Origin of the sequence: Pseudaestuariivita rosea (genome assembly GCF_017592335.1) — a bacterium.
GTDB classification, from domain to species: domain Bacteria; phylum Pseudomonadota; class Alphaproteobacteria; order Rhodobacterales; family Rhodobacteraceae; genus Parasulfitobacter; species Parasulfitobacter rosea.
On the sequence record NZ_JACNMP010000003.1, the window covers coordinates 16,551 to 38,307 of the forward strand.

23 protein-coding genes are annotated in these 21,757 nt (G+C 58.1%); 9 read left to right on the top strand and 14 right to left on the bottom strand.

The window, feature by feature from the left end; all coding sequences use genetic code 11:
* Positions 1–241: 241 nt before the first annotated feature.
* Positions 242–2,656, bottom strand: coding sequence for an ATP-dependent helicase HrpB (gene hrpB, locus H7848_RS03130; RefSeq protein WP_208347885.1), 2,415 nt, complete (start codon positions 2,654–2,656; stop codon positions 242–244).
* A 108-nt stretch (positions 2,657–2,764) separates the two neighbouring features.
* Here hrpB and H7848_RS03135 point away from each other — a divergent pair, with 108 nt between their 5' ends.
* Positions 2,765–3,088, top strand: a complete 324-nt coding sequence (locus tag H7848_RS03135) for a TraR/DksA family transcriptional regulator (RefSeq protein WP_208347886.1) — start codon at positions 2,765–2,767, stop codon at positions 3,086–3,088.
* A 4-nt stretch (positions 3,089–3,092) separates the two neighbouring features.
* Here the strand turns inward: H7848_RS03135 and moaB are convergent, their stop codons facing one another.
* The 7 genes from moaB to H7848_RS03170 all read right to left on the bottom strand — a co-directional run bounded on the left by moaB (position 3,093) and on the right by H7848_RS03170 (position 7,439).
* A complete protein-coding gene (gene moaB / locus H7848_RS03140) occupies positions 3,093–3,635 on the bottom strand; it encodes a molybdenum cofactor biosynthesis protein B (protein ID WP_208347887.1) in 543 nt (180 codons plus the stop codon).
* Between the two features lie 10 nt (positions 3,636–3,645).
* Positions 3,646–4,458: an ATP-grasp domain-containing protein gene (locus H7848_RS03145; protein WP_208347888.1), complete on the bottom strand. Its 813-nt coding sequence runs from the start codon at positions 4,456–4,458 to the stop codon at positions 3,646–3,648.
* Positions 4,455–5,048 carry a metallophosphoesterase family protein gene (locus H7848_RS03150; RefSeq protein ID WP_208347889.1) on the bottom strand — a complete coding sequence of 198 codons (594 nt, stop codon included), beginning with the start codon at positions 5,046–5,048 and terminating at the stop codon, positions 4,455–4,457. Before H7848_RS03150 ends, H7848_RS03145 begins: the two co-directional genes overlap by 4 nt.
* The gene (locus H7848_RS03155; protein WP_208347890.1) at positions 5,045–5,800 is read right to left on the bottom strand and encodes a uracil-DNA glycosylase; all 756 of its coding nucleotides are present in this window, start codon (positions 5,798–5,800) and stop codon (positions 5,045–5,047) included. Before H7848_RS03155 ends, H7848_RS03150 begins: the two co-directional genes overlap by 4 nt.
* Before the next feature lie 182 nt (positions 5,801–5,982).
* Positions 5,983–6,465, bottom strand: coding sequence for a DUF6194 family protein (locus tag H7848_RS03160; RefSeq protein ID WP_208347891.1), 483 nt, complete (start codon positions 6,463–6,465; stop codon positions 5,983–5,985).
* Positions 6,425–7,126 (bottom strand): helix-turn-helix transcriptional regulator, encoded by a 702-nt coding sequence (locus H7848_RS03165; protein ID WP_208347892.1) that lies wholly within the window; start codon positions 7,124–7,126, stop codon positions 6,425–6,427. The genes H7848_RS03160 and H7848_RS03165 overlap by 41 nt, the downstream gene beginning before the upstream one ends.
* Before the next feature lie 7 nt (positions 7,127–7,133).
* Positions 7,134–7,439, bottom strand: coding sequence for an antibiotic biosynthesis monooxygenase family protein (locus tag H7848_RS03170; protein WP_208347893.1), 306 nt, complete (start codon positions 7,437–7,439; stop codon positions 7,134–7,136).
* 314 nt (positions 7,440–7,753) lie between these two features.
* Between H7848_RS03170 and H7848_RS03175 the strand changes: the two genes are divergently transcribed.
* Both H7848_RS03175 and H7848_RS03180 read left to right on the top strand, forming a co-directional pair.
* Positions 7,754–8,698 carry an aspartate carbamoyltransferase catalytic subunit gene (locus tag H7848_RS03175; protein ID WP_208347895.1) on the top strand — a complete coding sequence of 315 codons (945 nt, stop codon included), beginning with the start codon at positions 7,754–7,756 and terminating at the stop codon, positions 8,696–8,698.
* Positions 8,699–8,788: 90 nt separating this feature from the next.
* Complete coding sequence (locus tag H7848_RS03180; RefSeq protein WP_208347897.1) at positions 8,789–9,325, top strand: hypothetical protein; 537 nt, start codon at positions 8,789–8,791, stop codon at positions 9,323–9,325.
* 34 nt (positions 9,326–9,359) lie between these two features.
* On the opposite strand, the gene H7848_RS03185 is transcribed toward H7848_RS03180, so the two are convergent.
* From H7848_RS03185 to H7848_RS03195, 3 genes are all read right to left on the bottom strand, one after another.
* Positions 9,360–10,697: a lytic murein transglycosylase gene (locus tag H7848_RS03185; protein WP_237072554.1), complete on the bottom strand. Its 1,338-nt coding sequence runs from the start codon at positions 10,695–10,697 to the stop codon at positions 9,360–9,362.
* 109 nt (positions 10,698–10,806) lie between these two features.
* Positions 10,807–11,481: a ferredoxin gene (locus tag H7848_RS03190; protein ID WP_336512057.1), complete on the bottom strand. Its 675-nt coding sequence runs from the start codon at positions 11,479–11,481 to the stop codon at positions 10,807–10,809.
* The gene (locus tag H7848_RS03195) at positions 11,448–12,242 is read right to left on the bottom strand and encodes a sterol desaturase family protein (protein WP_208347899.1); all 795 of its coding nucleotides are present in this window, start codon (positions 12,240–12,242) and stop codon (positions 11,448–11,450) included. Before H7848_RS03195 ends, H7848_RS03190 begins: the two co-directional genes overlap by 34 nt.
* 207 nt (positions 12,243–12,449) lie before the next feature.
* On the opposite strand from H7848_RS03195, the gene H7848_RS03200 reads away from it, so the two are divergent.
* From H7848_RS03200 to H7848_RS03220, 5 genes are all read left to right on the top strand, one after another.
* On the top strand, positions 12,450–12,755 hold the full coding sequence (locus H7848_RS03200) for a hypothetical protein (protein WP_208347900.1): 306 nt from the start codon (positions 12,450–12,452) through the stop codon (positions 12,753–12,755).
* Positions 12,756–12,990: 235 nt separating this feature from the next.
* On the top strand, positions 12,991–13,653 hold the full coding sequence (locus tag H7848_RS03205) for a CPBP family intramembrane glutamic endopeptidase (protein WP_237072555.1): 663 nt from the start codon (positions 12,991–12,993) through the stop codon (positions 13,651–13,653).
* A 56-nt stretch (positions 13,654–13,709) separates the two neighbouring features.
* Positions 13,710–14,384 carry an HAD-IA family hydrolase gene (locus tag H7848_RS03210; protein WP_208347902.1) on the top strand — a complete coding sequence of 225 codons (675 nt, stop codon included), beginning with the start codon at positions 13,710–13,712 and terminating at the stop codon, positions 14,382–14,384.
* A gap of 118 nt (positions 14,385–14,502) precedes the next feature.
* Positions 14,503–16,500, top strand: a complete 1,998-nt coding sequence (gene aspS, locus H7848_RS03215) for an aspartate--tRNA ligase (RefSeq protein WP_208347903.1) — start codon at positions 14,503–14,505, stop codon at positions 16,498–16,500.
* Complete coding sequence (locus H7848_RS03220; RefSeq protein WP_208347905.1) at positions 16,500–17,033, top strand: RNA 2'-phosphotransferase; 534 nt, start codon at positions 16,500–16,502, stop codon at positions 17,031–17,033. Before aspS ends, H7848_RS03220 begins: the two co-directional genes overlap by 1 nt.
* Before the next feature lie 15 nt (positions 17,034–17,048).
* On the opposite strand, the gene H7848_RS03225 is transcribed toward H7848_RS03220, so the two are convergent.
* The 3 genes from H7848_RS03225 to nudC all read right to left on the bottom strand — a co-directional run bounded on the left by H7848_RS03225 (position 17,049) and on the right by nudC (position 19,328).
* A complete protein-coding gene (locus H7848_RS03225) occupies positions 17,049–17,795 on the bottom strand; it encodes a YebC/PmpR family DNA-binding transcriptional regulator (protein ID WP_208347908.1) in 747 nt (248 codons plus the stop codon).
* A 94-nt stretch (positions 17,796–17,889) separates the two neighbouring features.
* Positions 17,890–18,357 (bottom strand): SRPBCC family protein, encoded by a 468-nt coding sequence (locus H7848_RS03230; protein WP_208347911.1) that lies wholly within the window; start codon positions 18,355–18,357, stop codon positions 17,890–17,892.
* Positions 18,358–18,362: 5 nt separating this feature from the next.
* Entirely contained in the window at positions 18,363–19,328 is a 966-nt protein-coding gene (gene nudC, locus H7848_RS03235) for an NAD(+) diphosphatase (protein WP_208347914.1), read from the bottom strand.
* A gap of 189 nt (positions 19,329–19,517) precedes the next feature.
* Between nudC and H7848_RS03240 the strand changes: the two genes are divergently transcribed.
* A complete protein-coding gene (locus H7848_RS03240; protein WP_208347915.1) occupies positions 19,518–21,494 on the top strand; it encodes a bifunctional 2',3'-cyclic-nucleotide 2'-phosphodiesterase/3'-nucleotidase in 1,977 nt (658 codons plus the stop codon).
* The last annotated feature ends 263 nt before the right edge of the window (positions 21,495–21,757 follow it).

The following is a 21,757-nucleotide window of genomic DNA, read 5'->3' on the forward strand; positions in this document are numbered from 1 at the left end:
TGCGTCGCGTTTGCGACAATTTGTACGTTTCGTACACAGGTTTTGTACGATCAAGACTCAGATTTGTACGATTAAATGCGTGCTTTTTGTACAAAACTTGGGCTGTCAATGCGGACGGTGATGATGTCGTCTGTTAAGATTGTTCGGGGTGTTAAGATATATTGATATTCTGTAAATTCATCTGAAAACAATCGCAGTTTTCCTGAGGTCCCGGATCAAGTCCGGGACGGCGGACGACACTTTAGCGCCGTTTTGCGCGCAGCGTTGGTTCGGCCTGTGTCGGGTCTTCGGGCCAGGGGTGTTTGGGGTAACGGCCGCGCATATCTTTGCGCACGTCGGCATAGCTGCTGGCCCAGAACCCCGGCAGGTCCATCGTCACCTGAACGGGGCGCTGCGCGGGTGACAGAAGGCTGATGCGCAGGGGCTGCCCTGCAACAATCGGGTGCTGCGTGACGCCAAACATTTCCTGTAGACGGACCTGGATCGTTGGATGGTCACTACCATAGTCAATGGGCACCCGGCGCCCCATGGGCGTTTCAAAATGAGCCGGTGCCAATGCATCAACCTGTTGGTGCTGGTCCCACGTCAACCGCCCGCGTAATACATCGGTCGCATCGAAACGATCCCAATCCTCGGCCGTTCGTACGCCTGTCAGATGCGGCAACAGCCAGTCCGCAAGGTCGTCCAGCAACCCTTCATCCGAACAGTCGGGCACACCGACACCCGATGCCCGCACCAGTTCGACCCGCGCCTGAAAACGCCGCGCGGCATCGCCTAGACGCAAGCCCAACTGCCGGACACCGTCCAGCATGGCCAGGGCAACTGCATCGTCAGGCGCGTCTTTCCAGATGCGATCATTCAGCGCCACTGCGCCAAACCGTTCCTGCTGACGGGCGACAACGCGGCGGTCACGGCGCGACCATTCGCAGACATCAGTCCAGACAATCTGATCGGCAAAAAGATCGCGCAGTTCGACCTCGGATATGGCAATCGCCTGTCTGATCCTGGCCTCTTTCGGGTCACCATCCAGATCGGTCGCTACGATCAGACGCTGCGTGGCCAAAGGATCGGCGGCATCCAAAACCGCGCCTTTTCCGCCAGACAGAATGAAGCGCGGCTGATCCCCTTTGCGCCGCAGACCGATCCGGTCGGGATAGGCCAAAGCCGCCATCGCAGCGGGGCCAAGGCCCGCGTTATGATCGACCATCTGGCGCAGGCGTTTTGCCTCTTGCCGGATGCGGTCCAGCGTCGCGGGACTGGCCGACGCGGGCGCATCTTTACCGTTTTTCAGCGCCTTCAAACGCAGTGTCAGATCAGCATCGGTCCCCCGCAAAGGATCACGATCCGCCAGCAAAGCCGCCAGCGGCGCGGCGGACTGTCCGGCCGTCACCAGCATATGCCCAAGCCGTGGGTGCAGGGGCAGCGCGGCCAGGGCGCGACCGTGGTTGGTGATACGATTGTCTTTCAGGGCATTCAGCATGTGCAGCAGCGCCGTTGCCTCGGCCCAAGTGCCCGCAGGGGGCGGCGTCAGAAACGCCAAATCATCGGGCGCGGCACCCCACAGCGCCAATTCCAACGCCAGACCTGACAGATCAGCGGCCTCAATTTCGGCCGGTGGAAAGGGGTGCAGCCCACCGTCCTGCCCCTTGGTCCAAAGCCTGAAACACGTGCCCGGCGCAAGACGCCCGGCCCGACCGGTGCGCTGAGTGGCCTCGGCCCGGGTAACAGGTTCAGTGACCAGCCGCGACATGCCCGATGACGGATCAAACCGCGCGCGCCGGGATTTGCCGCCGTCGACAACAACGGTAATGCCATCGATGGTCAGCGAGGTTTCGGCGATCGACGTGGCCAGCACGACCTTACGACCCGTCTTCACCGGGGCAATGGCAGCGCGTTGGGCCTGAAACGCCATCGCGCCGAACAGGGGGTGAATCTGGCAATCATCGGGCAGACGCCCCTGCAACGCGACCTGTGTTCTGCGAATTTCCCCTTCGCCCGGTAAAAAGGCCAGGATACTGCCGTCGGTTTCATGGGCCGCTTGCGTGATCAGGTCCGCCATGGCCGCCTCAAAACACGTGGTCTTGGGGACGGGCCGGTCCAGCCAGCGGATATCGACGGGAAACGCGCGGCCCTGCGATGTGATAATGGGCGCGTCCAGCATTCTGGCCACTGGCTCTGCGTCCAGCGTGGCCGACATCACAAGGATGATCAGATCGTCGCGCAGGGCCTCGCGCACCTCATGACACAGCGCCAGACCAAGATCGGCATTCAGGGATCGTTCGTGGAATTCATCAAAGATCACAGCGCCGATCCCGGTCAGTTCGGGATCGTTTTGCAGCATACGGGTCAGAATGCCTTCGGTGACGACCTCGATCCGGGTGTCTTTCGACACGCGGGTTTCGCCACGCATACGGTAACCCACGGTTTGCCCCACCTTTTCACCCAGTGTATGCGCCATGCGTTCGGCGGCGGCCCGCGTGGCCAGACGGCGCGGTTCCAGCATAATGATCCGCCCTTGGGTCAGGCCCGCCTGCAGCAGCGCCAAGGGCACGCGCGTGGTTTTCCCCGCCCCCGGCGGTGCCTGCAAAACGGCGCACCCCTGCTGTTTCAGGGCATCGGTCAGATCAGGCAGGATCGCTTCAATCGGCAGGGTCATGACAACGCGTTATGCGGCAGGCGCGCGCCCATGGCTAGGGGGCTTGATCCGGATCAAAGCCCGCGCGTCACGTGTGCCATAGGTTTGCTGAAAAAAGGAGGACACGCCATGGGCACACTTGAGGATCGCAAGCAACAACTGCTGGCCCGCCGGGCGGAACTGGTTCAGCGCGGCGATGAGGTGGAGGAAGAGTTGGACTCACACAACTCCCAAGACTGGGAAGAACGGGCGGTTGAGCGTGAAACTGATGAGGTGCTGGAGCAGATGGGCAACTCTGCGGGCGACGAAATCATCCGCATTGATGCCGCGTTAAAGCGGATGGACGAGGGCGAATATGGCTTTTGCACGGTCTGCGGGGCTGAAATCAGCCAGGAACGGCTGGATGTTGTCCCCTTTACCCCGTTTTGCCGCAAATGCGCTGCAGCGGTCTAAAAGATCACTTCCTGCGGTGGTGTTCATCCAGCCGCGGGAAAATCTCGACAAAGTTACAGGGGCGGTGACGGTAATCCAGTTGCTTGGCCAGAATTTCATCCCAGGCATCCTTGCAGGCGCCGGGGCTGCCGGGCAGAGCGAACAGATATGTGCCATTGGCCACCCCGCCCGTCGCACGGCTTTGCACGGCGGACGTCCCGATCTTGTTCATCGAGACAATCGTGAACACCGTGCCAAAGGCGTCGATTTCCTTTTCATAAACATCCCGGTGCGCCTCGACAGTCACATCACGACCGGTCAGGCCGGTGCCCCCGGTCGATATCACAACATCAATCTCCGGATCAGCGCACCAGGCGCGTAGCTGAGCCGCGATCTGATCCCGCTCATCCGGCAGGATCTGACGCGCGGCCACAGTGTGCCCCGCCCCTTCGATCCGATCGACCAGCGTCTGACCCGACCGATCCTGATCCAACAACCGCGTGTCCGACACCGTCAGAACCGCGATTCGAACCGGAATAAACTCCATGCTTTCATCTATGCGGGACATCCGACCTCCTTCATACGAACTGCGCGGCGACATGGCCCGAGACCGCTGCAACAACTGTCATTTTATCGCAGGCATAGAGGCCAGCAGAATTAAACGAATTATATTCGATGATCTTATAGCTTATCCGGTTGTCCTGCAGGCACTCTGCGATGTCTGCAACAAAAACGGGCAAAGGGGCATAGTGCGTAACGGCCGCCTGCAGTGCTTGAACGACATCAGCAGGTGCACCCGGTTGGCGGTCATTTTCGCCGTGATTGGCATATTGCGAAATGGCCGCGATCTGGCCGTCGACGATAACGCTGCGCCATTCCCGTCCGATCTTTTGAACGGGGGCAACAACCACAGGATAGACGCTTTCTGCAAAATAATCTGCGTCGTGCAGGCGGGTCAGCCAGCTTTCGACTTCGTCCAGTGTCATCACCTGCCCCGGAAACGCCTTGCCTTCGCTATCAGGGCGCAGAAAAGCGCGGTGCATCCCATGGTTGCGCATATGGTCAGCGATATCAGTATGCGGAACGACGGCGGCCCCGGTATTCAGGGCATGGGTCCCATGATGGCCAAGAACCGCGCTTTGGTTCAGACAATCGCCGTCCCACCCAGCGGGCGCCCAACCTTGATGACGGGCGACGTTCAACAGCCCCTCGGACCCGTAAACAACAACCGGGCCGTTAAGGTGCGGAATGGGACCGTCCGGTTCATGGGCAAATGGCACGACGTTCATGATCTCAAGTCTATGATCATGCGCAAGGACCGCCTGACGCAGCCCTTGGAAATCATCCGGTTTTATAGACTTTTCCTGAAGCACCCAGGTGATCTGACTCATACCTCAAACCAATTCACCTTGGGACCCAGGTTGTGGACGGTGGTTTCGCCAATCTTGCCCGATTTTCCCCAGCTGTCGTGGATATGGCCGCAAAACACCAGCTTGGGCTGCACGCGTTCGACCGCGGAATGAACTGCGGTTGACCCAACGGATAGTCCTGCCGAGGTCTTGTCTGCGATGCCCTTGGGTGGGGAATGTGTAATCAGGATGTCTGCGCTGTCACAGGTGTCCAACATCGCCTCGGCGGCGTCTTCGCTCAGGTCGCAGGACCATGATCCGAAGGGCGTGACCGGGATCGCATAGCCGATGCCAAAGATCGCGATGCCGTCGATTGCGGTGCCCTCACCATGCAAAACCGTCATGCCGTCCAGCGCTGCATCGCGCAGTTCATCGGCGCTTTCGGCGTTGCCGGGAACCGCGACAAAGGGGCGTTTAATGCCGCCTAAAAGTTCCATCGCTTCGTCCAGACCCATGCGGTGATTGCAGAAATCGCCTGCCCCGATCACCAGGTCAGCTTCTGCACTGGCAGACACCAGATCACGGGCGCGGTTTGCGGCAAGATGCAGGTCGGAAAACGCGAGTATCTTCATGCGGTCAGCCTTTTTTGCAGCATCAACAGATCGTGCCACGCTTCGCGCTTTTTTTCGGGGCTGCGCAACAGATAGGCGGGGTGGAACATGGGCAGGACGGGCTTGCCCACGGCTTCGGTCCATTGGCCGCGCAGACGGGTGATGCCCTTGCGCCCCAGCATCGCCTGACACGAGATATTGCCCATCAGGACAATCACATCGGGATCGATCAGTTCGACATGCTTTTTCACGAACGGCAGCATCATCGCGATTTCTTCGGGTTTGGGGTCACGGTTCTGCGGCGGGCGCCAGGGCAGGACATTGGCGATATAGACTGAGGCCGTCGCATCCGGCGTTTCGCGCCAGATCTGGATGGCGGCCAGCATTTTGTCCAGCAGCTGCCCGGCCTTACCAACGAAGGGGCGACCCTGAAGATCCTCATCCCGCCCCGGGGCCTCGCCAATGATCATCAGGCGCGCGGCGGGGTTGCCATCACTGAAAACCAGGTTTTTGGCACCTTTTTTCAGCTCGCAATATTCAAAGGCGGCGATGGCTGCCTGAAGCCCGTCCAGATCGCTGGCCGCATCGGCCGCCGCTTGTGCCACCGCAACAGGATCAACTTCGTCCAATAGCGGCTTCTGAACCGAGATCGGCTTTGGTTTCGGCTTTTGCGCAGGCACGTCGTATCGGTTGATAGGCGTTTCCGATATCGCCTCGGTCGCGCCCATTTCAACCTGCCAATCCAGCAAGGCTTTCGCTGTATGAAAATCCATGTCTTCCACGTGCCAAAGCTAGGGCCGGAACGTGCAAAGGTAAACACTTTCTGAATTACGTAGTGCAGTTCAACTGAATATCAGACGGTTCCAACCATTTCGCGAATACTTAAACCTATGTCGATTAGAAGCCGCTAGATTGCCGAATGCTGCGCGGCGGATGAATGTCTGTGTTGGTGCTTCTACGACTGTCCGAGCTTCGCCAGTCTTTTTTCAAAGTTCTTCTGCGCGCGCGTGTGCGCATCTGCCATCAACGCGGTGCATTTATCCCAGGTCTCGTTTGATGGATTAAGCACGGACAGCCATGACATCCATCCATAAACCGGGTGTGGCGTCAGTTGGTCTTTTGCGGTGAAATCCCACCCGCCATCGACGATACCGCCCTTACCCGGTCGGGGCGGCGGCGGGCCGAACAGCTTGAAATACGCACCCTTGCTGACGCCCATATTCAAGCGCCAAACGCCGTCCCGATCCAGGCTAGAGGCTTTGTCATTCTCGCCATCCTTCTGCTTGATCGTGGCGAAATATGTCCCCCGCTCAAACACATGGCCGGGGTTATAGAAATATGAGGTCTCGCCCCAGGCGTCTTTGGCAAAAACGCCGTTAAGCTCTTTCGTAATGAACTCATGCACCGTCTCGATCCGGGTCCATTTGGTCTGCAACATGTTTCAGGTAATCCTCGATTGTCTTGCCCGCTTCTGGCTGAAAACGTGCTCCGGTCGGCTCGCAGCTTTGCATCCGATCGATCCGAAACGCCCGGAAATCTTGGCGTAGCTCGCACCATGCCGAGCAGGTCCAGACGCGGCCCCAGTATTCGGTCTGCAGCGGGCGGATCACGCGGGTCGAATTCCGATCATCCAGCGACCGATACGCGATCCGAAGCTTGAGACCCTCGCGGATCGCCCGGCGGATCAGCGGCATATGCCTGAAGCCATCGCGCGCGCGTTCGAACGCATAGACACCGAAGCCCCATGACTTCGGGGCCTGGCGCCGGTTCGACGCGTGCTCTCCTACCTTGCGCATCACGGCACGCGCAGCGGCTTGCAGGTCTTCGTCGGCGGCCTCTTGCACGATGGCCATGCCAAGGGTCAGCGCCTCCAGCTCAGTCAGCGACAAGGCCATGGGCGGAAGAAAGACCGCTTCGCGCAGCAAATAGCCAACCCCGCGTTCCCCCTCTATCGGGACGCCGGACGCGACCAGCGTGTCGATGTCCCGGTAGATGGTGCGAATGGAAACCTCGAGCGCATCCGCGATGTCGCGGGCAAGGTGGAGCCGCCCGTCCCGGACGATCTCCACGATTTCCGCAAGTCGCGCGCTGCGCTGCATCGACCGGTCAGTTGAGGGCCACTTCCAGCTCGGAATGCATGAGCTGGACAGTCGGTCCGTTGATGGCGGCAAGGAAATCGGCGTTCCCGGGTACTTTGCCAATCTCGGCCGCGGCGGCCTTTGCGGCGTTCATGTTGTCCCACTGGATATGTTCGATCCATGTTCCGTCTTCTGTGCAGGACAGCCGACGGTGGACAAAGCCGGGACGGGCTTCGACCCATGAACTCATCCCCTTGGCAGCCGTAACAAAGTCTTCGCGGCTTACACCCTCATTCAGCTTGAAGGTGACGGTTTCGATAACGGTCTTGGACATTGGATGCTCCTGTTTGTCTTGGTACGCGATCCGTCCCTGTTAATCCATACCAACTGCCAAAATATGTCAGTTGAGATCGCCCATTTAAAGCGTGGCGTAGAATGCGGATACTGATCCTAACACTGCATAGGTTCGGTTGGACCGCACAGCTGACATTTCGTCAGAACTGCATGAGGCTTTGCTTTGTGGCATTACATAAATTCTAAAATCTCGGCAGATAGCGAATGGGGATCGCGCGCCTCCTTGCGAAAGTGCTCTGTTGCAGAGTTTCCATTGGTTCCTTTATAGAACACCCAACACATCAAGGGGATGCAATGAACTGGCGGGCCAAACATCTTTTGGGGATCGAACATCTGGGCCCCGACGAAATCACCACCCTGCTGGATCTGGCCGATCAGTATGTGTCGCTGAACCGCCAACAGATCAAGCACCGCGATACTTTGGCCGGGCTGACGCAGATCAATATGTTCTTCGAAAATTCGACCCGCACGCAGGCCAGTTTCGAACTGGCAGGCAAGCGTCTGGGGGCCGATGTGATGAATATGGCGATGCAGGCGTCCTCGATCAAAAAGGGCGAGACGCTGATTGATACGGCCATGACGCTGAACGCGATGCATCCCGATCTGCTGGTCGTGCGGCACCCGCATTCAGGTGCGGTGAACCTGCTGGCCGATAAGGTGAACTGCGCGGTGTTGAACGCAGGCGACGGACGTCACGAACACCCGACACAGGCGCTGCTGGATGCACTGACGATCCGCCGGGCCAAGGGGCGGCTGCACCGGCTGAGCATCGCGATTTGCGGTGACATCGCCCATTCCCGCGTGGCGCGATCGAATATCCTGCTGCTGGGCAAGATGGAAAACCGTATCCGCCTGATCGGCCCGCCCACGCTGATGCCCTCGCAGGTGGCTGAGTTCGGGGTCGAAGTGTTCGAAGACATGCGCGAAGGCCTGCAGGACGTCGATGTCGTCATGATGCTGCGGCTTCAGCGCGAACGGATGGACGGCGGGTTTATCCCGAGCGAGCGGGAATACTATCACCGCTACGGCCTTGATGCGGAAAAACTGGCCTACGCCAAACCCGATGCCATCGTCATGCACCCTGGGCCCATGAATCGCGGGGTCGAAATTGACGGGACACTTGCCGACGACATCAACCGCAGTGTGATCCAGGAACAGGTCGAAATGGGCGTCGCCGTCCGCATGGCCGCGATGGAACTATTGATCCAGGCGCGCCAGCCGAAGGGTGTTTTGGTTTGATTGATATTGGGGCTTGAGATACCAGCATCGCGTACTTAGATCATCGATGGATATCCAAGCTATATCCAGGATTTTGTTAGGTGATCTTTCATGCCAAAAACATGGAAACTTGATCTTCAGGATGATGAAGAAGTGCTTTGGCGTGGGCATCCTGGCTATAATTTCGATCAGCGTAAACTGTTCAAGTTTACCTCAGTTTTTGGATTAGGTATTATTGCAGTAACTATATATGCACTTTTAGTAGATGAGCGTTTTTCTACGACAGACGGATTGTTTGCTGGGTTATTTTTTATTTCAATCGGTCTTCTATTTGTATTTGGTCCGGCAGTCATTGATTTTAAACAGCGCAGAAAAACAAGCTATCTTTTGACTAATCGGCGAGCTTTTATTGGCTTTATAAATCTGTTCGGCGACCCTATTCTTAAAGTCTACCATATTAACCAAGATACAGAACTCAAACTTGTCGGCCGTAAAGAACTATCAGTCTATTTTGCAGTAGATACGCACAAGGGACGCCATTCCGGACTTGGATACAATGTCACGTTTCCAGTCGGTTTTGAATTCATCAAAGATGCTCGTAAAGTTTTCAATCTCATGCAGGCCATTCAGCGTACGAATTGTGACTAAAGGCTCTTTGAAATCCTATGTGGATTAGTTCAGCTTATCTAAGCTGCTGTAGCAACTCCAACGATGCATAGCCATCGGGCACCAGGCCTTTTGACCTTTGAAACGCACGGATGGCAGAGATGGTGTTTGGGCCAATGCGGCCATCGACGCCCTGGGTGCTAAAGCCCGCGCGTGTCAGCCGTTCTTGCAGTTCGCGGCGTTCGGCGCGGGTCAGGGCGCGGTCATCTGTGGGCCAGCTGGCCTGAATGGCGGGGCGGCCTTTGAGGCGGTCGCTTAGGTGGCCCACCCCAATCACATAGGCGTCGGCGGAGTTATAGCGTTCGATGACCTCAAAATTCTTGAAAATCATGAACGCCGCGCCCTGCGCCCCAGCGGGCAACAGGATTGAAGCCTGACCATAGTTGGGCACCGGTTTGCCATCCAAACCGACAACACCCAGTCGCCCCCACTGGGCGGGCGATTTCTTGGTCCGGCGATTGGCTTGCGCATAGTTGAAACCGCGGGGCAGCTTGACCTCGACCCCCCAGGGGCGATCCTTCTGCCAGCCAAAATTCGCCAGATAAGCGGCGGTCGACGCAAGTGCATCCGTGGGGTCTTCGGACCAGATATCGCGCTTACCATCACCGCGGAAATCAACGGCATAGGCCAGATAGGATGTCGGAATAAACTGCGTGTGCCCCATGGCACCGGCCCAACTGCCGGTCATGTTACGCGCATCGGTATCGCCATTCTGGATGATTTTCAGCGCGGCAATCAGTTGTTCTTCAAAAAACGCGCCCCGCCGCCCGTCAAAAGCCAGCGTCGCCAGCGCCTCTATAATCGGGGTGTCACCGCGAAAACTGCCATAGGCGCTTTCCAGGCCCCAGACGGCGACGACGACCTCTTTATCAACGCCATAGCGCGCTTCAATCTGATCCAGAACACGGGCATGTTTGCGCAAGGCCTCGCGCCCGTTGCGGATGCGGGTCTGGGATACGGCGGTTTCAAGATACTGCCAGATTGTCTTGGTAAACTCTGCCTGATTGCGGTCACGGCTTATGACGTCGGTGTTGTAACTGACACCCTGAAAAGCTGCATCAAGCGTGCTTTGCGAAATACCCTGCCCTCGGGCGCGGCGTTTGAACTGGTCAATCCAGCGCTGGAACGCCCGGTTTGAGGTCGACAGCTGCACCTGCTGATCCTGACGTGACGCCACCAGATCGGGCCGTAACTGCGGGCGCAGCGATGAGCCGCCCAGAAACCGCACCGGTTCATAGGATGGCTGCACAACCCGTGCCTCGGGCCGGATCGATCGATCCGGTGCGTTTGCCAAAGTAACCGCGGGCACCAGCATCATTGCCAGTGCGAAGGCTTTTCCCCAAGACGCTATCATTGCCTGCTCATCTGCTTTGTCTATTTGGACAAGCATACCGCGAAAATACCCGCAGGCAAAGGGATCATGTGCTTTGCTGCGCGGTTTTGTGATCGATACCCTGCGCCTGTCACAGAAAGGCCGCCATGTGGAAGGCGGCCTGTTCGGCTTTGCGTCCATGGGTCTGGCTGACAGGACAAGCCGCGCGGACGATGCAGCCTGTTTCCCGGCATGTGTGACCGGGGCCCGAGACGTAGGCTTTGCAGGCTGGCACGTCGTATCCATCCTTGGTCAATGCGCCAACCGGACAGGCCGTCAGGCAGGGTTTATCCCGGCAGGTTTCACAGGGTTGTTTGTGTGCGGGCGGCAGAGGCAACTGGTCTTTTAATGCCAGCGCGCCACGGTATGACACCCAGAGACCCGCAGTGTCATGCACTAACAAGTGCACAGGTGACGCCCATGCCCGCCCGGTGCGTTTGGCCCATGTGATGAATGGGTGGAAGGGCGGCCCGCCAAAGGGAAAGAACGCCTTGGCCCCCAGATCGCAGGCCATGGTGCCAATGATGCGCCGCGACCATCGGTCCAAAGGATCGGCACCGTCATCGGCGTATTCCACCGATGTCGCAAAAATCGACCAGAAATCCGGTTCATGTGGCCCCAGCATGACCAAAGTGCCCGGATCATGGGGTACTTGATCGTCCGGGGTCGGATGAAACGCGCCCAAAACGGTCAAACCCCGCGCCCGTGCAAGGCTGTCGATCTGATCCACCGTCATTTGCGGCGAAACGGCAAAGCCAGGCTCCACCCCAGGGTCGAGGGCCGATCATCCTGCCATTCCAGCCCGACGGTCATATCGTCATGACCCTGCAGCGGTTGCGGACGATAGGTGCGAAACAGCCTGTCCCACCAGCTAAGCGCGAACCCATAGTTGCTGTCATGTTCGACCCGGTCCACGGAATGGTGCACGCGGTGCATATCGGGCGTCACCAGAACCAGCCGCAGCGCGCGGTCCAGCCAAAGGGGCAGCCTTAGGTTGGCGTGGTTGAACATGGCAGTGCCGTTTAACAAGATCTCGAACGCCACAACGGCCCAGGCAACTGGCCCCAACAGATAGACCAGCCCGATTTTCAGCACCATCGACAGGGCGATTTCGACCGGATGAAACCGGATGGCGGTCGTCACATCCATATCGCGGTCGGCATGGTGCACGCGGTGGATGCGCCACAGGAACGGCACCTTATGGGTGATCAGATGCTGCGCCCAGATGGCGAAATCCAGGATCAGGATGGTCGCGATGACCTCGACCACCAGGGGCAGATCAATCTGGTTAAACAAACCCCATCCCAGCCGCTGCGCGTCGATGGCCGCGCCGACGGCCAACAGCGGCAAGGCTAATGCCAGCAGCCGCAGCGTAAGCGTGTCCAGCAGCACGATCGCCCAGTTTGTCATCCAGCGCCGCGATGTGCGGTCCCGTCGGGCGCGGCGCGGCAATAGGGTCTCAAGCAGTGCCAGAACGGCGAAAAGACCGATAAAGATACCCAGTCGAATGATAGCTTCGTTTTCCATGGACCAAAGCTATCGTGCCAGAGATCTGGCGCAAGGGCGGGCACAAAGACGTGATGAAATGTCGCCCGGCCTGCAAGCAGACAGATCCCGGTCGCAACCAAAGATTGACTCAAAATCGGTAAAAGGCGATAATTATGGGGCGATTATTTTATCGTTTGGCCCGCATTTTATTCCGTGGGCAACCCCTATTTTAAGGAACTACATTTGATGAAGGATACGATCCCCATGTTCAATCTAAGTGAATTTTCGAAATCCGTACGTGAGGCTTTTACGAAATCCTCAAACTTCTGGCCGACCTGCATTGATGAGGCGATCAAAAGCGGTGTGCGCGATGCCGACAAGCTGACCAATCTGGCGTTTTACATGCAACACAAAGACCGTATGCATGGCGATTTCGGCAAACCCATTGCCCGGACCGACCCAAGGTATCAGCGGTTGTCAGCAGAATGGAAAAGTTTTCGTAACGTGATCACGCCGCTGGTGCCGCAGGAACCGATGCTTGGTGGCAGCTAAAAAACATTCTGATAGTCGAGAACGCTTGGCTCAACTAACTCGCCCGGTGGAACCACCGGGCAGCGCCCGGCCCGCCCCCCCAAGGGCGGGCGCTTCTCGCCCACCCTCGGGCCGGTCGCTGCCCTTAGCTCTCATCAAACACATTTCAGATTTTAGGACGATGCTCTAAAAAACGTTTTGGTGACCGCAACTGGTCGAACGACCGTCTCGGGACTACCTACAGCCTGCAATGACGATGCAGGGGCAGATACACGCGCGCAGGCGCAACAGGCGGCTTTGGGCCGAATTCGTGGCCTTTTTCTGTGTCATCCCTTTGATCATCGCGGTGGCCTTCCCGCCAAGCGCACTGTTTCCGCTACTGTTTTCTTTCACAGCGCTTGGCATTGTTTTGCTGCACATCACGCCCGGCTTTGACTGGCGCAGCCTTTTGGTGCCGCGCCGGGTCGACTGGGGCGCGGTTTTGCTGATGTCGGGGGCGACGGCGCTGACGGCTTATATCGTCATGCAACTGACGGCGCCGGGCGATCTGTTCATTCTGGTCCGGCAAAACCCAGCATTGCTGATCATGATCGCGCTGCTTTACCCGGTACTCAGCGCCCTGCCGCAGGAACTGGTCTTTCGCCCTCTGTTTTTCCGCCGCTATGCCGAGATTCTGCCAGACGGGCACTGGCCGCCCATCATTCTGAACGCCACACTCTTTGCCTTTGCCCACCTGATGTATTGGAACTGGATCGTCATCGCCATGACATTTTTCGGCGGTCTGGCCTTTGCCTGGGCCTATCAGCACCGCGGCAGCTTTACGATGGCTGTGATCCTGCATTCACTCGCTGGCATCATCGTTTTTGCCTTCGGGCTGGGCATGTTTTTCTATTCTGGCAATGTGCAAAAGCCGTTCTAGGTGGAACCTTCACCGATGTGGGCGGTTAGGCCCTGACAGATAAGGAGTATCCGCCCATGACGCCCCAAGCCATCTTCTTCGGTGCCATTGGCACCTTGACCGAAACATCCGATCTGCAGCGACGCGCATTCAATATGGCGTTTCAGGACGCGGGTCTGGATTGGGTCTGGGACCAGCAGACCTATTTCAAACTGCTGCACAAACCCGGCGGTCAGGCCCGCATTGCCCGCTATGCCGAGGAAATGGGCGTCGATGTGGATGCAAGCGCGCTGCACCGGGCCAAGGTGTCATATTTCGCAGAACTGGCTGGGACCGAAGGGCTTTTGCCGCGCCCCGGCGTCAGTGAAACCATCGCCGCTGCGCGATCCGCAGGCATCCCCATCGGTTTTGTGACAACGACCGGCGCAGACACCGTTTCACTGATTTTCAGTGGTCTGTCGCCCCATATTCTGCGCAGCGACTTCAGCTATATCGGCGCGCGTGACAAGGTCAACGCCCCAAAACCCGCCAGCGATATTTATCACCATGCCCTGCAGCATTTCGACATACGGCCAACTCAGGCCATTGCAATAGAAGACACGCCCGAAAGCGCCGAAGCGGCCGTAAGCGCAGGCATTCAATGCATCGCTTTCCCTGGTCAGGCCGCCAAAGGGCGCGCATTTCCTGACACTTGTGAAAAGTTCAATGTGCTGAAACCCGACCTTTTTGGCCTGACTGCGAAGGCGGCCTAATCGCTCTTTCACCACATTAAACTGGACCGGGCGGGATTGACACCCCGTCGTCCCTTGACATCACGCGCGTCTCACTGTGTATCGGCGCAACGCTGAACGCCGCCGAAGGGACGCCAAAATGCACGCCTATCGCAGTCACACCTGTGCCGCACTGAACAAATCCCATGTGGGGCAGACCGTCCGCCTTGCGGGCTGGGTCCACCGCATCCGCGATCATGGGGGGCTTTTGTTCATCGACCTGCGGGATCACTATGGCGTGACACAGGTTCTGGCCGATCCCGACAGCCCGGTGTTTGCTGAGATTGAAAAGGTGCGCAGCGAATGGTGTATTCGGATCGATGGAGAGGTCAAGGCGCGCGACGAAAGCCTGATCAACCCGAAAATTCCGACGGGCGAAGTTGAGGTCTTTATCCGCGATATGGAAGTTCTGGGCGCGGCCGAGGAACTGCCATTGCTGGTTTTCGGCGATCAGGAATATCCCGAAGAAACCCGCCTGCGCTATCGTTACCTGGACCTGCGCCGGGAAAAACTTCAGGAAAACATGAAGCTGCGGTCGGACGTTGTGGCCAGCATCCGCAAGCGCATGTGGGATATCGGATTTCGCGAATACCAGACGCCGATCATCACCGCCAGCAGCCCCGAGGGCGCGCGCGATTTCCTTGTGCCCTCGCGCCTGCATCCGGGCAAATTCTACGCGCTTCCCCAGGCCCCGCAGCAATTCAAGCAGCTGATCATGATGTCGGGCTTTGACAAGTATTTCCAGATCGCGCCCTGTTTCCGCGACGAAGACCCGCGCGCCGACCGGTCACCCACCGACTTTTACCAGTTGGATATGGAGATGAGCTTTGTCGAGCAGCAGGACGTTTTCGACACGATCCAGCCCGTTCTGCAGGGCGTGTTCGAGGAATTCGGCGGCGGGCGCAAGGTTGATACCGACTGGCCCCAGATCAGCTACCGTGACGCGACGCTCTGGTACGGCACCGACAAGCCTGACCTGCGAAATCCTATTAAAATGCAAGTGGTCTCTGACCACTTTCGTGATAGCGGTTTCGCGATTTTCGCGAAACTGTTGGAGCAAGACGGCACCCAAATCCGCGCCATTCCAGCGCCGGGCGGCGGCTCACGCAAATTCTGTGACCGGATGAACGCCTTTGCCCAGAAAGAGGGTCTGCCGGGGATGGGGTATATTTTCTGGCGTGAGGTCGATGGCAATCCCAACCCTGATTTCGATGAACAAACTTACGAGCGTATGACAAATTGGGTCGTGACGCGGAAGGTCGACGATGAGGAATTTACTTATGAGAAAATGAAAGCACAGAGTGAAAAACAAGAAGTAATTGAAAGAATTAAAGAAAATATCGATAGTGGCCATATCGAAAAAATTCAGGCGGCAGAAAGTATTATAGAGAACCATTTTGGACCAACTCTTATTGAATTCGAGGCCGCAGGCCCCCTCGCCAAAAACATCGGCCCCGAGCGAACCGAAGCCATTCGTCAGCAACTTAACCTTGGCGTTGGTGATGCGGCCTTTTTCCTGGGTGGGAAGCCTGAAAGCTTTGAGGCGGTCGCTGCCAAGGCGCGGGTTGAGATCGGGAATGAGCTGGGTCTGACCGACCAGGACCGTTTTGCCTTTGCCTGGATCGTGGATTTCCCGATCTATGAAAAAGACGACGAAACCGGCAAGGTCGATTTTGAACACAACCCGTTTTCCATGCCTCAGGGCGGGATGGAGGCTTTGAACGGCGATCCGCTGGACGTGCTGGGTTATCAGTACGATCTGGCGTGCAACGGCTATGAACTGGTCAGCGGCGCGATCCGGAACCATAAGCCCGAAATCATGTTCAAGGCCTTTGAGATTGCCGGTTATGGCGAAGATGAGGTGCGCAAGCGGTTTGGCGGCCTGGTCAATGCCTTCCAATACGGCGCGCCACCCCACGGGGGATGTGCCGCCGGGATCGACCGGATCGTGATGCTGCTGGCGGACGAGGCGAATATTCGCGAGGTCATCATGTTCCCCATGAACCAGCGCGCCGAAGATCTGATGATGGGCGCGCCAAGCGATCCGATGCCGGAACAGCTGATGGAGCTGTCGCTGCGGGTGGTGACCGAGGACTGATGCCAAAATCCGACCGCAGCCACAGCAAATGGATGTCGCTGGTGCTGCGTCATGATCCGGGGGTGGCGGGGGTGACGCTGGATGCCGGGGGCTGGGTGGATGTCGATGCTTTGCTGACCGCGGCGCCCGATGGTCTGGACCGCGATGCGTTGACCCGGATCGTTGCGCAAAGCGACAAGCAACGCTTTGCTCTTAACCCCGATGGCACCCGCATCCGCGCCAATCAGGGGCATTCGGTCACCGTTGACCTGGGCCTTGAACCCCGCGTGCCGCCCGAGGTCCTGTACCACGGCACCGCCGACAAAAACGTGCCCGCGATCATGACCGAAGGCCTGCGCCCCATGTCGCGTCAACACGTTCACCTGTCGCCTGATACCGAAACGGCCCATAAGGTCGGCACCCGCCACGGCAAACCCGTTATCCTGACCGTCGCCGCAGGAAAGATGCACGCGGCTGGCCATGTCTTTTGGCTGTCAGAAAACGGTGTCTGGCTGACCGATCATGTGCCAGCAGAATATGTGACCATCGCCTGAGATATTAACCGCAGATCACGCCTCAAGCTGTTCCAGAATGTCGTCTGAGACTTCGAAATTCGCGGTCACGCGCTGGATGTCGTCGTCGTCTTCCAGGGCGTCGATCAGTTTCATCAGTTTCTGCATCCCGTCCAGGTCAAGCTCGGTCGTGGTGGTGGGTTTCCAGATCAGCTTGGTCGAGGTGCTTTCGCCCAATTGTTCCTCAAGCGCCGTTGCGACGGCGTTCAGGTCGGTGTCCGCGCAATAGATGATATGACCGTCTTCGCTGCTTTCGACGTCTTCAGCGCCGGCCTCAATCGCGGCCATCATGACGGTGTCGGCATCGCCAACCTCGGGCGGATAGGTTACCTCGCCCTTGCGGTCGAACATGAAACCGACAGAGCCCGTTTCCCCCAGATTGCCGCCATTCTTGGAAAAGGTGGATCGCACGGTGCTGGCGGTGCGGTTTTTATTGTCGGTCATCGCCTCGACAATCACGGCCACGCCGCCCGGACCGTAGCCTTCGTAGCGGATTTCGTCATAGGTTTCGGCATCACCGCCCTGGGATTTCTTGATCGCGCGTTCGATCACATCCTTTGGGACCGACTGCGCTTTGGCCTCTTTCACCGCCAGACGCAGCCTGGGGTTCTTTTCCGGATCAGGGTCACCCATCTTGGCGGCCACGGTAATTTCGCGGGACAGCTTGGAAAACAGCTTAGAGCGCGCCGCATCCTGGCGCCCTTTGCGATGCTGGATATTTGCCCATTTGGAATGCCCTGCCATGGGTCTTCTCCTGTCTCGGTCTTGTCGAAATCTGCACTTCTATAAGCCATGCCCGCCATGGGGTGCAACCCGGACTGCGGCCCGCAAAACGGGCCTATCGCTGGTTTTGATATCTGCCCTGCAGCTCGGTCGCATAGTCCTGAACGCGGGCCTTGTAGCGCTTGGTCAGATTGCCCTTGATCAGCCGCATCGACTGCAACAAAAGCCGCGCGGACAGCGACGTGGGCTTCAGGTCAAAAGACATGGCAATACGCGTTTTGCTTTGCGCCAAGGGGATGACATCGATCTGGGTCGTGATCTGCAGCCCGCCCACACGGGAATAGAATGTCAGTTCGTTTGGCGCGTCGAAATTTTGCAGCTCGGTTTTCATCTTGCGCTGCCTGCCGCGGAAATTGAACCGGATGTCCCATTTCATGCCCTGACCCACGTGACCCGGCGGGCTGATCCGTTCGATCTCGGCCCCGCGCCTTTGGGCCTGTTCTTCGAAACTGTCAAAATCGACGATCTGGTCGAACACAAAATCGGCAGGGGCGGCGATATCTTCTTTGGCGGAAAACTTCATTAGCGTCAGTCCAATCGATCCGCGATCCAGTTTTCCAGAAGGAAACCGGCAATCGCCCCCTTGCGTGGCGGCAGAACGCGATCATGCTGACCTGCGAAAATATCCATCATCTGTTCCCGCGTCACCCAAATGGCATCCTCAATCTCGGTCGGGTCGACCTTGATATTCTGATTCAATGCCTCGCCATAACACCCAAACATTAACGAAGCCGGAAAGGGCCAGGGTTGCGACGTCAGATAACCGACGCGACCTACCTTGATATGTGTTTCCTCATAAACCTCGCGGCGCACGGCGGCCTCGATGGTTTCACCCGGTTCGACAAAGCCCGCCAGCAGAGAATACATACGGTCCGGCCATCCGGGTGACCGACCCAACAGCACCTTGTTGCCATATGTGATCAGCATGATCACCACGGGGTCCGTGCGTGGAAAATGATGCGCGCCGCAGGTGCCGCAGGTACGTTGCCACCCGGCCTGGGTCATCTGGCTTTCCGCGCCGCACGCCGCGCAAAAGCGGTGTGTGCGGTGCCAGCCCAACACCGCCTTGGCCGTAGCCGCCAATTCGGCGTCGCGCGCACTAAGGCGGGTCATGACCATACGCAGTTCGGCAAAGACGTGATCAGTGGGCACATCGGGCGGATGCTGTTCGCTTGGGTCCAGAAACAACCCCAGGCTTTCGCGATCCAGTTCCTGCGGTTCCCAATGGGATACGTCCACCGCAAACCAGGCCTGATCCCCATCCAGCCCCAGAAACACATGCCGATCCGCCCGATCCGCGACCAACGGATGGCTTTTGGTCACCCACGCCAAGGCATCCCGCTTTTCACCACGAACCAGTGGCTTGCCGCGCCACATCATCAGAACAGGCGCATCGTTTTCGATGTATCCTGCCAGAACGTCGGTCTTGATCCGAAGCTGCGCCGCCCGATCCAGGCCCGAGCCGCCGAATGTCACTGTCTCAGCAATCTTCATTCTTTTTCCTTTCTGCCCCAATGCCATGGGCAGAAACGGATGGCAAATTCGGATTACACACGTATAACGTGCAGATGGTTCGTGACGATCAAAGTGCCGATCTTGGCAAAACAACGCGCAAGGGTCGTGCGTTCCGCCTGCGTCATGCTAAGCTTACCCTTGGGACTCACCGCAACCGGGGGAAAAACGATGAGCCAGCACCGTGATCAATTCAGCCGAAGACAGTTTATTGCAACAACCGCAGCAGGTGGCGCCTTGATCGCGCTGCATCCTTTTTCTGCGCGCGCCAGCACCAATCAGGCGCATCTGCGGATTATGGAGACGACCGACCTGCACGTGCATGTCTATACTTATGACTACTACGCCGACCGCCCGCGCGATACTGTCGGGCTGGCGCGCACCGCATCGATCATCAATGATATCCGGGCCGAGGCGACGAACAGTCTGCTGATTGACAACGGTGATTTTCTGCAGGGCAACCCGATGGGCGATTATATCGCCTATGAACGCGGCATGAAGGAGGGCGACATGCATCCGGTCATCACCGCGATGAACACGCTTGGCTTTGACGCGATGACGCTTGGCAATCACGAATTCAACTATGGTCTTGATTTCCTGATGAAGTCACTGGCGGGCAGCGATTTTCCCGTGGTCACATCGAACATCGCGCTTCAGGCAGGTGCATCGCCCACTGCGGATAAAACACTGATTGAACCCTATGTGATCCTGGACCGGATGGTGACAGACGGCAGCGGGGAAACCCGACCCATCAAGGTCGGTCTGATCGGCTTTGTGCCGCCGCAGGTCATGATCTGGGACCGCCGCCATCTGGAAGGCAACGTGATCGCCCGCGATATCGTCGAAACCGCCCGCGCCTATGTGCCCCAGATGAAGGAACAGGGCGCCGATATTATCATCGCGCTCAGCCATTCTGGTATTGGCGAGGTGAACGCGATTGAAGGGATGGAAAACGCATCCGTCCCGCTGGCCGCGCTTGACGGGATTGACGTGGTGCTGACCGGCCACCACCACCGCACCTTCCCCGGTCCGGATTATGAGGCGAATGAGGTCATCGATCCCGCCGCAGGCACCCTGCATGGCAAACCCGCCGTGATGGGCGGATTCTGGGGCAGCCACCTTGGGGTCATCGACCTGATGCTGGCTTATGAGGGCGGCGCGTGGCGAGTGATGACGCACAGTGTGGAAACGCGCCCGATTTCGCAGCGGAACGAGGATCGCTCGATCACCGCGCTGGTCGAAAGTGATCAAAAGGTGCTGGATGCCGTTGCCGCCGATCACGATGCAACGCTGGCCTATATCCGTCGCGCGGTGGGCAAGACGGCCGCGCCCCTGCACAGTTATTTCGCGCTGGTGGCCGATGATCCATCGGTCCAGATCGTCTCGAACGCGCAGCACTGGTACCTGGAACAGATGCTGGCGGGTACGGAATACGCCGACCTGCCGCTATTGTCGGCCGCGGCCCCGTTCAAGGCCGGTGGGCGCGGTGGGCCCGAGAATTACACCGACGTCGCCGCGGGCGATGTGGCGATCAAGAATGTGGCCGATCTGTACCTTTATCCCAATACCGTGCGTGCGGTGAAAGTGACCGGCGCGCAGGTGAAAGACTGGCTGGAACGCAGCGCGGGTATGTTCAATCAGATCACGCCCGGTCAGGCCGATCAGGTACTGCTGAACCCGGAGTTTCCCAGCTATAATTTCGATGTGATCGACGGTGTGACCTATCAGATCGACATTAGCCAACCGTCGAAGTTTGACCCAAAGGGCGGGCTGATTAACGCGGATGCCAACCGGATTATCAACCTGACTTATAACGGCGCACCTATCACGGATGATCAGGAATTCATCATCGCCACCAACAACTATCGCGCGGGCGGCGGCGGCAGTTTCCCCGGCGCGATGGGCGACACGATTGTGTTCGAGGCCCCCGATACCAACCGCGACGTGATCGTCCGCTATATCGTCGAACAGGGCACGGTTCAGCCCAGTGCCGACGGCAACTGGCGCTTTGCCCCATTGGCAGATACCAGCGTGCTTTTCGACAGCGGACCGAAAGCGGTTGAATATCTGGGCGATCTTGAAAGCGTGACCATCGAACAGGCTGGGGAAGGCCCCGATGGTTTTGCCCGCTTCCGCATCACGCTTTAAAGGTACGACGACTTAGGGCAGCGACCGTCCGCGGGTGGGCGTGAAGCGCCCGCCCATGGGGGCGGTCGGGCGCTGCCCGGTGGTGCGCACCGGGCGGTATATTACAAGGGTATCGCATCACCCCCGACTTTTCTCTTGCCTAAAGAACAGGCAGTTTGCACAGTATTTTAGCCCAAACAATCGGCGGTTGCCTCATTTGGTGGCAAACAAAGGCCCTGGGCTATCCGCCACGCGCTGCGCTGCTAAGCCTTGCGTCAGCCAAG

Coding starts and splice junctions, on each gene's coding strand:
- hrpB (WP_208347885.1), bottom strand. CDS start 2,656: ATGACCCTGCCGATTGAAGCGATCCTGCCTGATCTGACCGATGCCCTG.
- H7848_RS03135 (WP_208347886.1), top strand. CDS start 2,765: ATGGGCACACTTGAGGATCGCAAGCAACAACTGCTGGCCCGCCGGGCG.
- moaB (WP_208347887.1), bottom strand. CDS start 3,635: ATGTCCCGCATAGATGAAAGCATGGAGTTTATTCCGGTTCGAATCGCG.
- H7848_RS03145 (WP_208347888.1), bottom strand. CDS start 4,458: ATGAGTCAGATCACCTGGGTGCTTCAGGAAAAGTCTATAAAACCGGAT.
- H7848_RS03150 (WP_208347889.1), bottom strand. CDS start 5,048: ATGAAGATACTCGCGTTTTCCGACCTGCATCTTGCCGCAAACCGCGCC.
- H7848_RS03155 (WP_208347890.1), bottom strand. CDS start 5,800: ATGGATTTTCATACAGCGAAAGCCTTGCTGGATTGGCAGGTTGAAATG.
- H7848_RS03160 (WP_208347891.1), bottom strand. CDS start 6,465: ATGTTGCAGACCAAATGGACCCGGATCGAGACGGTGCATGAGTTCATT.
- H7848_RS03165 (WP_208347892.1), bottom strand. CDS start 7,126: ATGCAGCGCAGCGCGCGACTTGCGGAAATCGTGGAGATCGTCCGGGAC.
- H7848_RS03170 (WP_208347893.1), bottom strand. CDS start 7,439: ATGTCCAAGACCGTTATCGAAACCGTCACCTTCAAGCTGAATGAGGGT.
- H7848_RS03175 (WP_208347895.1), top strand. CDS start 7,754: ATGAACTGGCGGGCCAAACATCTTTTGGGGATCGAACATCTGGGCCCC.
- H7848_RS03180 (WP_208347897.1), top strand. CDS start 8,789: ATGCCAAAAACATGGAAACTTGATCTTCAGGATGATGAAGAAGTGCTT.
- H7848_RS03185 (WP_237072554.1), bottom strand. CDS start 10,697: ATGATAGCGTCTTGGGGAAAAGCCTTCGCACTGGCAATGATGCTGGTG.
- H7848_RS03195 (WP_208347899.1), bottom strand. CDS start 12,242: ATGGAAAACGAAGCTATCATTCGACTGGGTATCTTTATCGGTCTTTTC.
- H7848_RS03200 (WP_208347900.1), top strand. CDS start 12,450: ATGAAGGATACGATCCCCATGTTCAATCTAAGTGAATTTTCGAAATCC.
- H7848_RS03205 (WP_237072555.1), top strand. CDS start 12,991: ATGCAGGGGCAGATACACGCGCGCAGGCGCAACAGGCGGCTTTGGGCC.
- H7848_RS03210 (WP_208347902.1), top strand. CDS start 13,710: ATGACGCCCCAAGCCATCTTCTTCGGTGCCATTGGCACCTTGACCGAA.
- aspS (WP_208347903.1), top strand. CDS start 14,503: ATGCACGCCTATCGCAGTCACACCTGTGCCGCACTGAACAAATCCCAT.
- H7848_RS03220 (WP_208347905.1), top strand. CDS start 16,500: ATGCCAAAATCCGACCGCAGCCACAGCAAATGGATGTCGCTGGTGCTG.
- H7848_RS03225 (WP_208347908.1), bottom strand. CDS start 17,795: ATGGCAGGGCATTCCAAATGGGCAAATATCCAGCATCGCAAAGGGCGC.
- H7848_RS03230 (WP_208347911.1), bottom strand. CDS start 18,357: ATGAAGTTTTCCGCCAAAGAAGATATCGCCGCCCCTGCCGATTTTGTG.
- nudC (WP_208347914.1), bottom strand. CDS start 19,328: ATGAAGATTGCTGAGACAGTGACATTCGGCGGCTCGGGCCTGGATCGG.
- H7848_RS03240 (WP_208347915.1), top strand. CDS start 19,518: ATGAGCCAGCACCGTGATCAATTCAGCCGAAGACAGTTTATTGCAACA.